The sequence below is a fragment of the Roseibium sp. genome, from assembly GCF_051016195.1.
In the GTDB taxonomy this organism is placed as follows: Bacteria; Pseudomonadota; Alphaproteobacteria; order Rhizobiales; family Stappiaceae; genus Roseibium.
In genome coordinates, this window is the sequence record NZ_CP134616.1 from 5,046,046 (window position 1) to 5,060,011 (window position 13,966).

11 protein-coding genes are annotated in these 13,966 nt (G+C 57.0%); 8 read left to right on the plus strand and 3 right to left on the minus strand.

The window, feature by feature from the left end; genetic code table 11:
- Positions 1–24: 24 nt before the first annotated feature.
- The 3 genes from tagH to RDA78_RS23050 are packed head-to-tail and all read right to left on the minus strand — an operon-like array spanning position 25 to position 4,226.
- Complete coding sequence (gene tagH, locus RDA78_RS23040) at positions 25–1,740, minus strand: type VI secretion system-associated FHA domain protein TagH (RefSeq protein WP_434052103.1); 1,716 nt, start codon at positions 1,738–1,740, stop codon at positions 25–27.
- 22 nt (positions 1,741–1,762) lie between these two features.
- On the minus strand, positions 1,763–2,353 hold the full coding sequence (locus RDA78_RS23045) for a DUF6931 family protein (protein ID WP_434052104.1): 591 nt from the start codon (positions 2,351–2,353) through the stop codon (positions 1,763–1,765).
- Positions 2,354–2,399: 46 nt separating this feature from the next.
- Positions 2,400–4,226 (minus strand): type VI secretion system Vgr family protein, encoded by a 1,827-nt coding sequence (locus tag RDA78_RS23050; protein ID WP_434052105.1) that lies wholly within the window; start codon positions 4,224–4,226, stop codon positions 2,400–2,402.
- 387 nt (positions 4,227–4,613) lie between these two features.
- Here RDA78_RS23050 and RDA78_RS23055 point away from each other — a divergent pair, with 387 nt between their 5' ends.
- The 8 genes from RDA78_RS23055 to tssG all read left to right on the plus strand — a co-directional run bounded on the left by RDA78_RS23055 (position 4,614) and on the right by tssG (position 13,966).
- The gene (locus RDA78_RS23055; RefSeq protein WP_434052106.1) at positions 4,614–5,333 is read left to right on the plus strand and encodes an OmpA family protein; all 720 of its coding nucleotides are present in this window, start codon (positions 4,614–4,616) and stop codon (positions 5,331–5,333) included.
- Between the two features lie 68 nt (positions 5,334–5,401).
- Positions 5,402–6,688 (plus strand): ImpA family type VI secretion system protein, encoded by a 1,287-nt coding sequence (locus tag RDA78_RS23060; protein ID WP_434052107.1) that lies wholly within the window; start codon positions 5,402–5,404, stop codon positions 6,686–6,688.
- A gap of 278 nt (positions 6,689–6,966) precedes the next feature.
- Positions 6,967–7,521: a type VI secretion system contractile sheath small subunit gene (gene tssB / locus RDA78_RS23065; protein ID WP_434052108.1), complete on the plus strand. Its 555-nt coding sequence runs from the start codon at positions 6,967–6,969 to the stop codon at positions 7,519–7,521.
- Positions 7,522–9,045 carry a type VI secretion system contractile sheath large subunit gene (gene tssC, locus RDA78_RS23070; RefSeq protein WP_434052109.1) on the plus strand — a complete coding sequence of 508 codons (1,524 nt, stop codon included), beginning with the start codon at positions 7,522–7,524 and terminating at the stop codon, positions 9,043–9,045.
- Between the two features lie 200 nt (positions 9,046–9,245).
- The gene (locus RDA78_RS23075; protein WP_434052110.1) at positions 9,246–9,731 is read left to right on the plus strand and encodes an Hcp family type VI secretion system effector; all 486 of its coding nucleotides are present in this window, start codon (positions 9,246–9,248) and stop codon (positions 9,729–9,731) included.
- A 139-nt stretch (positions 9,732–9,870) separates the two neighbouring features.
- A complete protein-coding gene (tssE, locus tag RDA78_RS23080) occupies positions 9,871–10,422 on the plus strand; it encodes a type VI secretion system baseplate subunit TssE (RefSeq protein ID WP_434052111.1) in 552 nt (183 codons plus the stop codon).
- Positions 10,419–12,416 (plus strand): type VI secretion system baseplate subunit TssF, encoded by a 1,998-nt coding sequence (tssF, locus tag RDA78_RS23085; protein ID WP_434052112.1) that lies wholly within the window; start codon positions 10,419–10,421, stop codon positions 12,414–12,416. The genes tssE and tssF overlap by 4 nt, the downstream gene beginning before the upstream one ends.
- Positions 12,413–13,966: a type VI secretion system baseplate subunit TssG gene (tssG, locus tag RDA78_RS23090; protein ID WP_434052113.1), complete on the plus strand. Its 1,554-nt coding sequence runs from the start codon at positions 12,413–12,415 to the stop codon at positions 13,964–13,966. The genes tssF and tssG overlap by 4 nt, the downstream gene beginning before the upstream one ends.

Below are 13,966 nucleotides of genomic sequence, written 5' to 3' on the forward strand. Positions count from 1 at the left end.
AAAGCTTCAAAATGACTGTTCGTCCTATTGCTCTGACTCATCATTGGAAAATTCTTCGTAGCTCTCGGTAAAATACTGCGTGAATACGCCCACGACGCCATCGTCATAAGCGCCGGTAAGCGACGTCCATCTTTCCTGAAGCCGCTCCCAAAGCTTCGCCTTCTGGTTCCCAAAGGTACTCTTGGAAACCTGTCCTTCTTCCTCAACCGCGTTCGGCGACAGCGTTTCATCAAATCTGGCGGCCGCCTTCTGCATGGCGGCGTAGGTCCAGACATGGTGCTTCTGAATATCCTTGAATGCCTCAGACATTGCCTTTGGCAGCGGCAGATAGCCGGTTTCCTCGACATTTTGCGCGAGCATGGTTTGTAACGCCATTTGAGGTGTCGGCGAGAATTTCAGCGCGTTGTTGCCGCTTCTGCTGATCAGTGTCCTGTTCGCATTCCGGGTCATCGCCTTGACCTTGCTCCGCGCCTGGAGCAATCCCATCACATCGCCGGTAATTCCATTGAGGATTGAACCCATTTCACGGGCGAACTCCTCCGGGTCCCGATCCGCCAGGACGCTTTCAGGTATCCCTGCCCCTTCCGCAAACGCTTTCAGGATGTCCGGCCCGACAGGCTTGCCGGACGCTTTCACGGCGGGTCGCGGCGATTTCGAAACAGGTTCCGGAGCAGCCGGTTCGGGTACGGTTTCCACGACCGGTGCCTCAGAAACCTGCGGAGGCTCGACCGGGTCTGCAGGTGGTTCAGATAAACTATCTGCTACTTGCGCTTCGGGAGCAGGTTCGGAAACAGGCGCACTCTCCGGAAAAGGTGAGGCCTCCGGGGTGTCCATTTCAGGTGAGACCGCCGCGGGTTCAGGAAAGGCATTGCCTGCAGGATCCGGTTGCCGGGCTCCCTCAAGAGAATCAGCGGCCGTTTCCTGTTCTAGCGCCGGCATCTTGAACAGAGGTTCGGAAGTGTCAGGCTGCGCCGGAGGCGGTACCGGCAATGACGGTGTTTCCTGCGGCTGCACGCTCGGTTGCGCGGCAAGGTGATCCAGCGGATCCGCCTGTGCCGGGCGCGCCTGCTGGACGTCTGGCTGCCTCGCCTGAGGGTCGTAGAGCGCCGGATCCGCGCTCCCCCATCCGTGGCCCTGCTGGCTCCAGACATCATCCGCAGGCGTCCCTATACCGGGTGCTTGAGAAGGAGGTGCATGGCGGCCTTCCATGCCCGTTGAAGACGGTGCGCCCCATGGGCTGTTCGCGTCCTGGGCCGGGTAAGACGGTGTCGCAGCAGGAGGCGCGGACGGCCATTGCGATTCGGCTGGAGCTGCCGGTGCTGGCGGCGCCTGCGCGGGTGATTGCCACGGTGCCGGCTGAGGCTGATAGGCAGCATCTTGGCCCGTGGGCGCCGAATGGGAAAAACCGGCGCCGGCAGTTTCGCCGGCATCGAGCGTGACGGCAACAATGTAGTCGCCGATCATGAGCCGGTCGCCGGAACGCAGCGCATGTGCCTTGTCCATGCGGTTCGCACTGCCGTTCAGGAATGTCCCGTTGGTGGAAACGTCGTAGAGAACGAATTGCCCGCCTTCAAATCGGACCTCGCAGTGCTTGCCGGATATCACGCGCTGCGGGTCCGGCAGGCTCCAGTCAAGGTGCTCATGCCGCCCGATGTCGAAGCCGCGATCGGCACAGGAATAGGATACCTGGCCTCCGGTTTCGAGCTGGTCAACGTTTTCGATCTGGAGCGTTATCCGCATGCCCACAGGTCCCCTGATCACTTCAAACTGCAGCTTGCTGCTTTGCAAGCACGACAGGCATGGCACCACCTTCTGCAAAGGAAATCCCAGCTGAAATACAGTCTCCTATCGCTTCTTCGCGTGGGCCAGGCCGAAGTCCGGTTATGGCAAGCTGAACCGCGCCGCTGGCGCAAACAGCCGTCAGATGCGGAAGCGTGTCCACCCGAAACTCGGGATTCGGTGACAAGGAACCGCCTGACAGGCTTGCCGCACGGCCAATCCAAAGTGACGGGCTATCGCCCACAAAGTCATCGGTGGCGGCCTGCACTGCCAGACGTGCCTCTTCGTCTCCATCTTGCACCCAGGAAGTGACCAGCTCCAGCAACTTCATGTCCTCTGTGGTTTTGCCCTGATCAAGTCCTATGACGCAGCGTAATCCCCACCACACAGCCTCCCGTTTGGGCAGCGCATGTGCGAAAAACAGGATTGCGGCATACGGGTCCTCGCCCTTCAGGATGTCCAGTGCGAAGTCCTGGGGGGAGATGTCACTCGCAGGCGGGTCCAGGTCCTCCCCAAGATCCGGGTAGGTCTGAAAAACCTGATTTGCGCTTGTAAATCGGATACGCGATCCCATTCCCGTGTCTCCGTCTGAATTCTTGCCGGTTCATGGCGCTCTATCGTCAGTTGATCTTGACGAGTCCGCCTTTCACAAAGTGAAACGCATCCCCCTTCACAGTTGTGTTCAACCCCGTCGCATTCAGGTTCATATCCGCTTTGACATCAATCATGAGGGACTTGATCACGATCCTGCTCGGATACATCGTAATCTTGCTCAGACCGCATATGAACTCGATCTTACTTCCCGCTTTCACTTTCCAGACATTACCGATGTCTTCGGTGACATTTATGCCCACATCCTCGGTTCGATTTCTGTCGATCTTGGTGGTGCGATTGTTCTTGACGTGAAGATCGTCGTCGTTCTCTACGACGGTCTCCATGTCCTTCTCCGCGTGGATTCCAACCAACTCCTGCCCCTTCGAATCGTCCATGACGAACTCGTTGTAGCCTCCGCCGCCGACGGTCGAATCGGTCTTGATGCCGGACTTGTTCTTTTCTCCCGGCAACGGATAAGGCGGCATGTTATCCGCATTATACACGGTTCCGATTACGATCGGCTGGTCGGGATCGCCCTCAAGGAACTGAATTATAACTTCCTGGCCCACGCGGGGAATATACATACCACCCCAGTTCTTTCCGGAAACGACCTGAGCCACGCGTACGCGGCGCGACTGTGTCTTGTCGCGGTCCCAATGGAATTCGACCATGATCTGACCATACTCGTCGACATCAATTTCGCCCTGCCCGACCACCTTGGCCGTCTGCGGTCCCGGAATGCTCGGTTTGGGTGTGGTGGCAGGCGTTCTGAAAGGAACATCGGACGGCAAGACATCATAGGTACCGGTATAGGCCTCACCCTGTGCGGTCGATTCGCCTGAACGGTAACTTTCCGTGATGATCTGGTGGCTCGCTCGAATGATGAGATATTCCTTGTTCTGTGGCTGATGCGGATGGTCCTTGAGTGTGAAGAGCCCACCAGCGTAAAAGCGCACCACCTGACCCGCCGCCTCGACACGATTGTCGCCGGCCTGCTCTGCCTGGAGGCGGATGTTGCTGTATTTCGTTCCCTTGTCCTTCTCGATGTAACGGCCAGGGTAATCGTATTTTTCCAGCGATCCGGCCCGATACGAAGAACCGGCGTCCTTGTCAGCTTCCAGAGACGCGCTCGGCTTTTCAAAGTCGTAATCATTTATGGCAAATTTTCCGGTCCGGAACGCCCGGCCTCCGACCCAATGGTAAAGATGTTCCTCGTCCCGCCGATTGTCGCCTCCCAGGGCGATGTAGGGCACGTTCGAATCGCCTTCGATCGGGCTGTAGGATGATTTGGAGTCGGCAAGAATCATCGTGTGCTTGCCGTCCTTGTGCTCGAAGCAATAGGAGATACCGAATTCCTCCATGAGGCGGCAGCAGAAGTCGTAGTCTGATTCCCTGTACTGAACACAGTAATGAATCGGATCGTAGTTCTCGGTGAGCTTGTTCTCGAAATCGGCGAAATCATGTTCTCCGAGAACTTCCGCGATGATATCCGGTGCCGACTTGTCCTTGAACATCCTGCAATTGGAGTTCTTGGTCAGCAGCCAGAACCACGGACGCAGGTTCAGTTTGTAGCGGTAATATCCGTCCATGTGGCCGAGCCAGCGGGCATTGGTGAGCAGACCGTCGAAATACCGGGTATCACCGTTGTTCGTCTTGACCTTGACCGTCATGTGTGTCGCCAGGGCCTGATCGAAATCCAGGTCTTCCTTTTGGCTGACGACATCCAGGCGAATATCGAATTCGTCGCTCAATCCCTCGTCGCATTCCAGCGTGACCAGGGAGAGCTCATCTTCGCCAAACACCGACTTGAGTTCGGCCATCCGATCGGTTTGTCTGAGTTGTCCAGTGGCCACGGAAGTCTCCTTAAAAAAACTTGGCTTGAATATGGCTGCCGATCACAGGCACCTGCATCTTCATTTATGACGAATCTGGCGAAACCGATGTGCTAGGGAACACAGTTATTGCAAAAATTTAAACACCGAATTCAAAAATTACCAAGAGTTGTTCGGCATTAAACTGTCCAATTAAGAAGACTCGAGAAAAATCACATTATTCTGTTAACTATCTCACGAATATCTCACGCTTTGATCCTCTTGCTTATTCCCCACAAATCGACATACTGACATCAAAACGTACTTTAGTGACTTGCACCACATTAATATTTTCAGGTTATGGCACGATATATTTCAACATCCACAGCGAGTTCGCTCGCGCAAGCTCCGAAAGGGAGGATTGAGATCGTGACCCATCGCCAAATCGTCTCCGGCGTGTGCAGTGTGAAAGTCAAAACAGCTTCGTTCGAAGCACGTACCCTGTTGGCTGCCACCCTGCTTTCGCTGACGGTTGCCGCAACGGGATTTGCCCCCGGGACTGCCTTTGCCCAGGACGCAACCTATTCTGCCGATGAAGTGAGCAAGCACTTCAAGCAGCTAAAGACCCGGTCGCTGAAGCCGACCGGCGCTACCCGTGCCCTTTGCATCGGTACAAGGGATGAATGCAATCCCAACGCCGCCAAGGGAGAAGGCGGCCAGGTGGCCGTGAAACCCGAAAATCCGGACGGCCAGGCCGGCGAAACCGCAAGCACGGAAACCCTTGTCGTCGATCCGGAAACCAAAGCAATCGACGCAGGCTTCAATCTGCTCGTGTCCTTCGAATACGCGTCGGCGCGCCTCAGCCCGTCTGCGAGGGCGAATCTGAAAGAGTTCGCCAAGGGCATCGCCGATCCTGAACTTGCCAGTGCGGTGTTTGTCATCGAAGGCCACACCGACGGCATTGGATCGATCAACTACAATCAGCGCCTGTCCGAAGATCGCGCCCAGGCCGTCACAGAGTATCTTGTTTCTCTCGGTGTCGGCAGAAACAGATTGAAGACGGTCGGCTACGGCAAGACGCGCCCGAAAGTTGCAGATGTCAACGATCCGGCAAACAGGCGCGTCGAAAGCAAGCTGGTTTTCGAATAACGTCAGAAATGGCGGTAGCCCTGCCGGGTTTTCTCCGGCAGGGTTTTTGAAGTGGGGCAAACAGATCAATGAATTTCGATCCGGAGAAATATGGCGTCGAAATCTCTCCCGGCGCCGGATGCGGACCCGACCTCTACGACACGGAACCGGCCTTCGCGGCGCTGATGGATTCCTGCGAAGAGATGCTGCCGGAACGGTTCAGTGATTTCGATCGTTCCGAGATCGAGTTCTCGGACATCTTCAAGCAGATGGACGGCTTTCTAAAGCAGTCCCGCGATATCCGGCTGTTCGTGCTGCTCGGACAATTTTCTCTGCTCAGCGGCCAGTTGCAACAATTCGCCGACGTCGTCAGGATCCTGCGCAAGCTGCTCGAAAACCACTGGGACGAAGTTCATCCGATGGATGCCGATTTCGGCTTCATGGAACGTGTCGGTGCACTTGAATCCTTCAACAGCCGCCCAACGGTCATTCTGCCGCTTGAAGCCGCTCCGCTTCTGAAGACGCGCCGGAGCGGCCCGATCAGTTACCGCGCAATAAAGATCGCAACCGGGGACATTGCCGCCCGCGAGGACGAGCATACCATTTCACTTGGCGCGATCGAAGCGGCGCTCACGTCCGGTGAGCTTGAACAGGATGTCATCGACCAGGTTCTCAAGGATCTCGCCGAACTCCCCGACGAACTTCGCGCCATCTCGGAAACCTGCGCCGAAAAGCTAAAGGCGGCGGAAGCCAAGGCAAGCGCTCCGAACTATGACGCGCTGGCGACGCTCATCGACGACATCAACACAGAACTGAATGTGCGCCTAGGCCGCATGTCCTCCGACGAGGCCGAAGCGGCAGATCCGGACAGTGGCGAATCGGAGCAGCCCCTTGCTTCCGACACCGGCGCAACGTCCAGCCTCGAAATCAGAAATGCCGCTCAGGCGAAACTGATCCTGGATGCCGTCGAGGATTACTTCTCTTCGCGCGAGCCGTCACACCCTGCACTGTTCCTGGTGCGCGAAGCCAGAGGGCTAGTCGGCAAGTCCTATCTCGACGCCCTGAAGATCCTCATGCCTAGGAGGTTCGACGAAGTCGCCCTCCTCCTTGGTGCCAGCGGGCTGCAGCTTTCCAACGACCGGCTGCTTGAACTCAACGAGGGCGAGGACCGCGAGCTCGGCAACATTGACGATTTCTCGGTCATGGTCATCGAGAATCGTGCTGATGCGATCAAGGGAATCGGGGCCGTGAAGGGCTACTTTTCCGCAAATGAACCTACCAGCCCGATTCCGATGTTGCTGGAAGAAGCGCAGAACATGAGCTCGGGCTCGTTTACAGGTCTCCTGAACCTGTTTCTTCGCCCGGAAGATGAGTGAGGCCAGAACGATTATGGCACTGCAAAAGACCTTTAATTCCCTAGAGTTCGCACAGTTGTCCTTGACTCAACGCCGCAACGGGTTCTCAATCTTTGGGGAAATTTTTCAAAGCGACATACGTGTGACTGCCGTCACTTCAATTCAGCGGCAATCGCAGTAAATATAATTTCATCAGACACGATGAATGGCAAACAACGTCGCAACCTATTCTACGCTCTGCAGATTTTTGACAATATTCGATCTTTTTTCTGAGGTCAGAAACACGAAAGGCAAGTAAAATGGCATCAAATAGCGGGCAAGGCTTTATCAAGCGTAACAGACCTCCGAGGGTGCACATCTTCTACGAAGATCCGTTTGATGCGGAACAGAAGGTCGAGCTGCCTTTCGTGATGGGGGTCATGGCCGACCTTTCAGGCGATACCCCGGGCGTCGAAAAAGACGACGTCGATGAGCGCAAATTTCTCGATATCGACATGGACAATTTCTCTAAGCGCATGGAGGCGATTGAACCGGGAACGTCGTTCACGGTCGAAGACAAGCTCTCGGGTGAAGAAAACACCAAGATGAGCGTTCAGCTGAAGTTCAAGAACATGGACGATTTCACCCCGGGCAAAGTTGCCGAACAGGTGCCGGCGCTGAAAAAGCTTCTTGATGCGCGCAACAGTCTTGCCGCCCTGCGCACGATGATGGACGGCCGGGTTCAGGCGATCAGCCAGCTCGAGGAACTGACACGCGATCCGGCCCTGATGCAGGCCCTTGCTCAGAAGATGGAAGCCGAAACCACCGCTACAAAAGGCGATGGTGCCGAGGACGGGGACAAAGAGGAGGCATAAATGAGCAACACCGACACAAGCGCTCAAACGAGTGGCGCGGCTGCTGCGGAAGCTGCAGGTGAAAAGAGCCCAGAGGAGTTTGCTTCCATTTTGAAGCAGAACTTCCGCATCAAGAGCGAAAATGAAACGGCCAACGAACTTGTCGATAACGCGATGTCGACATTTCTTTCGGAAGCACTTTCGGACCAGGCGCTCATCAAGGACGACGTGTATGACACGATCGACGAGATGATCGCAAAGCTGGACGAAAAGCTGACGTCGCAGGTCAACGAGATCATTCATGCGCCTTCCTTCCAGAAACTGGAAAGCGCGTGGCGCGGCATCGACTACCTGGTGCACAATTCGGAGACCGATGCGTCGCTGAAACTTCAGTTCCTGAACGTTTCCAAGAAGGAACTTGCCGGGGTTTTCAAAAGCTACCGCGGTGCCAAATGGGACCAGAGCCCCCTGTTCAAGCAGATCTACGAAGCTGAGTTCGGTCAGCTTGGCGGTCAGCCCTACGGATGCCTGGTCGGAGACTATGAATTCGGGTACGACCCGCAGGACATCACGGTTCTTCGCGGAATGTCGAAGATCGCGTCGGCGGCACATGCACCGTTCCTGGCGGCAGCCGATCCGCAGCTCATGCAGATGGAAAGCTGGACCGAACTTCCGACGAAACGCGACCTGTCCAAGGTGTTCGACACTGAAATTCACGCCCAGTGGCGCACGCTGCGCGAGTCCGAAGACTCACGTTACCTGGGACTTTCCCTGCCGCGCGTGCTGGCTCGCCAGCCCTACGGTGCGAAGTCCGATCCGGTCGAAGAGTTCGCCTTCGAGGAGGAATTCGGTGAGGACAGTCACGACAACTATGGGTGGATGAACTCGGCCTATGCAATGGCAACCAACATCAACCGTGCCTACAAGGAATACGGTTGGACGGTTCGCATCCGCGGCGTGGAAAGCGGCGGTCTGGTCGAGGAACTTCCCACACACGTGTTCGAAACCGACGATGGTGGCGTAGACCAGAAGTGTCCGGCCGAGATCGCGATCTCCGATCGCCGCGAACATGAGATCTCGCGCCTCGGCCTGATCCCGCTGATCCACCGCAAGAACACCGATCAGGCGGCCTTTCTGGGTGCGCAGTCGGTCTTCAAACCGCGGCAGTTCTCGGGTCCGGACGGCAAGGACGCAACGGCTTCGGACAACCTGTCCGCACGCCTGCCCTACATGTTCGCAACCACTCGGTTCGCTCACTACCTGAAGGTCATGGTGCGCAACAAGATCGGGTCGACCAAGGAAGCGCCGCAGCTGCAGCGTTGGCTGAACGACTGGATCATGGACTATGTCGACGGTGATCCGGACAACTCGACCGAGGAGACCAAGGCTCGCAAACCGCTGCGCGAGGCAAAAGTGACGATTGTTCCGGACGAAGAAAACCCCGGCTACTACAGGGCCCAGTTCTTCCTTCGTCCGCACTATCAGCTTGAAGGCATGGATATCGGCATGAGCCTTGCCTCACGCATTCCGCAAGACGGAAACTGATCAACGAGAATGCCGTTCGGGCGCCTGCCCGTCCGAACGGCACGCATCCAGAAAGGGTGCGGCCCGGGACAACCGGGTGGAGGTCTTAAAGAGACGCGAAAGCGCTCAGGGGTTCGGACCATAAGGTCTGAGTTAGATGCAAGTATTGGAAACACAGAACCGGGCAATTACCGGTCTGAACACAAAGAGGATTATTCAAAATGGCTGTTGATTTTTTTCTGAAGCTTGAAGGCATCAAAGGTGAATCCCAGGACAAGTCCCACAAGGACGAGATCGACGTTCTGTCCTGGTCCTGGGGTGCGTCCCAGTCCGCGACGACCCACATGGGTTCCGGTTCCGGTGGTGGTAAAGCACATTTTCAGGACCTGACCTGGACCATGTATGTAGACAAGGCTACGCCGCCCCTGCTCCAGCACCTGACGACCGGAAAACACATTCCGAAGGGATACCTGTGCTGCCGCAAGGCCGCCGGCGACACTCAGCTGGAGTATCTCAAGATCGAAATGACCGACCTTATCATCTCGAGTTACCAGACGGGCGGTGCAGGATCCGAAGACCGGCTCACCGCGACAGGCTCGGTGAACTTCGGTGAGTACAAGATCATCTACACCGAACAGGGCAAGGACGGCTCCAAGGGCGCAGCGCCCGAGTTCGCCTGGGACATCGCAGCGGCCGAAAAGAAGTAAGGCATTCGCCGAAACGGCTGGCGCCCCGTCGGGCGGCAGCCGTTCTCTTTTTGGGGGCTCCATTCAAACAGATCGAAGATGCACCGCGTCTTGCTCCCCCCGGAATTCCTTGACAGCAGCTACTTCCTGGGCATTGCCGATGGCAAAATCAACTGTGAAGATTCACGCGCCTTTGATGTGGGCTTTCCGCGCGATGGACGACCCGGACTACAAAGCTGCTCAAGAGCGCCAGAAAGATGACAGCAAGGACAAGAACCTCAAGTCCGGGCGACGGCTTTCCAGAAGTTACGGTGTCACCGAACAGACGCTGTTGTCGGAAGTACGGCGTGATCTTCAGGCTCTGTTGAACACCGTCAACCTGAACTCCACCCAGAACCTTTCCGACTTTCCGGAAGTCGAGAATTCAATTCTGAATTACGGCCTTCCCGACCTGTCCGTGCATGTGGTCGACTCGATCAAGATCGACCGGCTGGCAGACGATATCCGTGAAGCCCTTATCCGTTTCGAGCCGCGCATGGACCCCCGGTCACTTCAAGTCATTCGGGACGACGCGATCGAGAGCGACACCTTCAAAGTCAGGTTTCTGATCAAGGCTGAAATTCGGTGCGACCCCGTTCGTATCGGCAGTGAATTCATTGCGGATGTCGACCCGGCATTCGGACGCATCAAGATCATCGGGGCGACTTCATGAACCGCGAATTTCTGGACCTTTACAATCAGGAACTCACCTATCTGCGTGAGCAGGGCGCCGCGTTCGCCGAATCCTACCCGGCTGTCGCCGAGCGGCTGGGCGGCCTCCTGGAGGACCGGTCCGACCCCATGTTGTCCGGGTTGCTGGAAGGCACAGCCTTTCTTTCGGCTCGTGTTCAACTCAAGATGAAACACGAATTTTCCGAATTCACCTCCAACCTTTTCGAACAATTGTATCCATCGGCCCTGGCCCCCATACCTTCCATGGTGCTGGCCCGCGTCACTCCCAAATACGGCGACGCCAACCTCCGTTCAGGGATCAAGATCGACAGGCACGCCCCGATGGAAGCGGTGTTTCGGGAGCGTCAAGGCGAGGTCAGATGCCGGTTTACGCTCGCCTCCCCGATTGTCCTTACGCCCCTGCAACTGACTGGCGCAAAGTATCTGAGTTCCGCTGCCCAGGTGTCCGGCCTCGGAGCCGCGATGGCCGAGGATCGCCGCGTGCGCGCAGGCCTTTCAATCAAGCTGACTCACCGGATGGCCGAGGATCCGGAACTGGAGGTTTCAGATGACGAAGCGCTGAAGAAGCCGGAATATCAGGTTGCCGGCTGCCGCATAGATGAATTGCCGATACAGCTTGTCGGCCCGCTTGATCTTGCCGCGAAGGTGTACGAGCAGATTTTCGGCCATACGATCGCGGTCTACCTGCGCACGGAAGATGCGTTCGGACAGACAACGCTGCAGCGCTTTCCGGTCGACGCGGTCACACAACTCGGCTTCGACGAAGACGATGCGCTGCTGCGCAACGACAGAAGACTGTTTGTCGGGTTCGACCACTTGCGGGACTATTTCAACTTTCCACGCAGCTTCCTGGGGTTTCGCCTGACGGGAATGAGGAAGTATCTGGACCGCGTAAACGCAAAGTCGTTCGAGGTCGTGTTCGTGTTCGACGAGGCAGATTCGCGCCTGCCCTCTCATGTCGAGGACAAGATATTCGCACTCCACACTGCGCCGGCAGTCAATCTTTTCGAGCGTGCAACCGACCGGGTACCGATCAAGAAGGGACAGCATGAGTTTGCCGTCATCGCTGATCGCACCCGTCCCCTCGACTACGAAATTCACTCCGTAACAGAAGTGAATGCGCATTTCTCAGGCGGTGAAAAACGTTCCGTGGAACCGCTTTACAGCGTCGCACCGGACACGGAAAAAGCCGGCCACGAATGGTTTTATACAATAAGGCGCCTGCCCCGCAGGCAATCTTCCAGCGAACTGAGAAGAATGCAGCCGAGTTCCTACATCGGCACGGAAACGTTCATCATGATATCGAGCGGCGCGCAGGCTGCGGCGCTTCTGGAAAGCGGAAACAAGCGGCTGGCGGAATTGTCGCTGAAAGTGATGGCATCCAACCGGGCGCTGGCGGCGGAACTTCCCGTCGGAACGAACCCGGAGAAGTCGTCGATCGGAGATCTCCGCATCCTTGAAGACGTCAGCTTGAAAGTCGATTGCGTCGCAGGTCCGACGCAGCCGCGCCCTCCGCTCATTTCCTACAATGAAAGGCTCGGAGAAGAAGGCCATGCAGGGGCGATTGCGTGGCGGCTGATCAACGTGCTTGCGCTAAATCATACGGGGCTGGTGCATGATGCTGCGGGCCAGGATGGCCGATCCTTCAGGGATGTACTGAGCCTGTTTGCACCGCTCGCGGACAACGCGGCTGATCGGCAGGCCCAATCGGTGCGTTCGGTATCGACGCGACCGGTGGTGCGGCGCCTGCAGCAAAAGTCCGGAACCGGCGTCGCACGCGGGCTGGAGGTGACGATCACGCTCGACGACAAGGCGTTCGAAGGGGCAAGCGCATTTCTCATGGGCGCCGTCCTGGACCGTTTCATTGCGGAATACGCGTCGATCAATCATTTCACCCAATGCGTGATTGCAACGACGGAACGCGGCGTGATCATGAGATGGCCTCCCAGGATCGGGGCAAGAGGCATCCTATGAGCGACGCCGACGAAAACGACGAGAAGACGAAAGTCGTGCCTGAAAACAAAAAGCAGGCTGCCGACAAGACAATCGTGCAGGTGGCGACAGATCCAACTGTCTGGCCGGAAACGCCATCAGGCCCCGAGGAAACATCTGTCCATGAGAATGAGGACACTGCCGCGTTTCCGGATATCACCCCTGATGCCGATACAGACACTACATCCCAAGCAGAGGAAGACCAGCGGCCCGACGCAACCTTGTCGCACGCGATAGAAGCGCCTCCTTCTTCCGAAACGGCAGCGTTGGAACCCGAAGAAACTCAAGACGAAGAAACGGTTTCTAAAACGGATGATGCGCCGCCGCCGGATCTGGATGCAGCGGACGAACAGGAACAGGAGCCGGTTGAAGAAGCCAGGATAGAAGTTCCGGTCCAGCAGCAATTCGCCTCCCTGCTTGCCGCCTTGAGCGACCGTGTGCAAAAGCACCCGGGCGGGCACGATCTCCTGGCCGTACTGCGCATGCTTGAAGGCCAGACCGGACCGGATGGCGCGCAGTCCGGCATGGGACCGAAGAAGCTCGATGAACCGGCACCACCGCGTATCGGCAAGAGCCGCCGGACAATGGAGGACATTGTCCGGTTCGGACAGGACCCGACCGGCGAGTTCGCAACGTCCACAATTGAACGCGCAACCCGCGATGCGGATGACGGCCTCGTTCTGCTGGAGCGGTTTCTGGGGTTGTTGGGACCGCATGGTGCCCTGCCGTCGGCCTATACCGACGAGGCCATTGTGCGCGGACTGCGCGGCGACGACAGTTTTCCTCGGTTCCTGGATGTCTTCAACAATCGCTTCGTGCAGTTGTTTTTCCGGGCCTGGGCGGACGCCCGGCCGATTGTGCAGCACGACCGGCCAGACGATGACCGCTTTCTATCCTACCTCGGTTCCAGCATCGGAATAGGCAGCCCCGTCTACCAGGAACTGGACCGGATCGACGATCGGCTGAAACTGCTGTTTGCCGGTCTGACCTCTTCCAAGGTCAAGAGCGCAGCGCGCCTGAAAGCATTGATCACCGGGGGCTTCGGTGTCGAAGTCGAGATTGACCAGTGCGTCGGCACCTGGCTTCACCTTGATCCTGATGATCAGCTCAGCATCGGGGGATTTGGTCCGGGCGGTGCCGGGCAACTCGGCATGGACACGATCGTCGGCTCCAAGGTCTACAGTGTCAGCGACAAGATCCGGATCCGGATCTTCACAAACTCGCTTGAGGAATACCGCAAGTTTTTGCCGCCGACGCGAACAAGACCAAATCCCTGGACGGAACAGCTCTTCGATCTCATCGATTTCTATCTTGGACTGGAGATCGAGTACGAAATCGAACTCGCACTTCCGAAAAGATGCGCCTCTTCCGTCAGGATGGACAGCAGCAGCTCCGCAACGCTCGGCCATATCGGTTGGCTGAAGCCGGTCGAGGCGGCCCCTGAAGACGAAGACACCCTAGAAGATCAAGAAGAAATGTTGACCGATACCCGGTTTCGCCCGGTTCGTCGGCATACCACCGTTTATCAATAG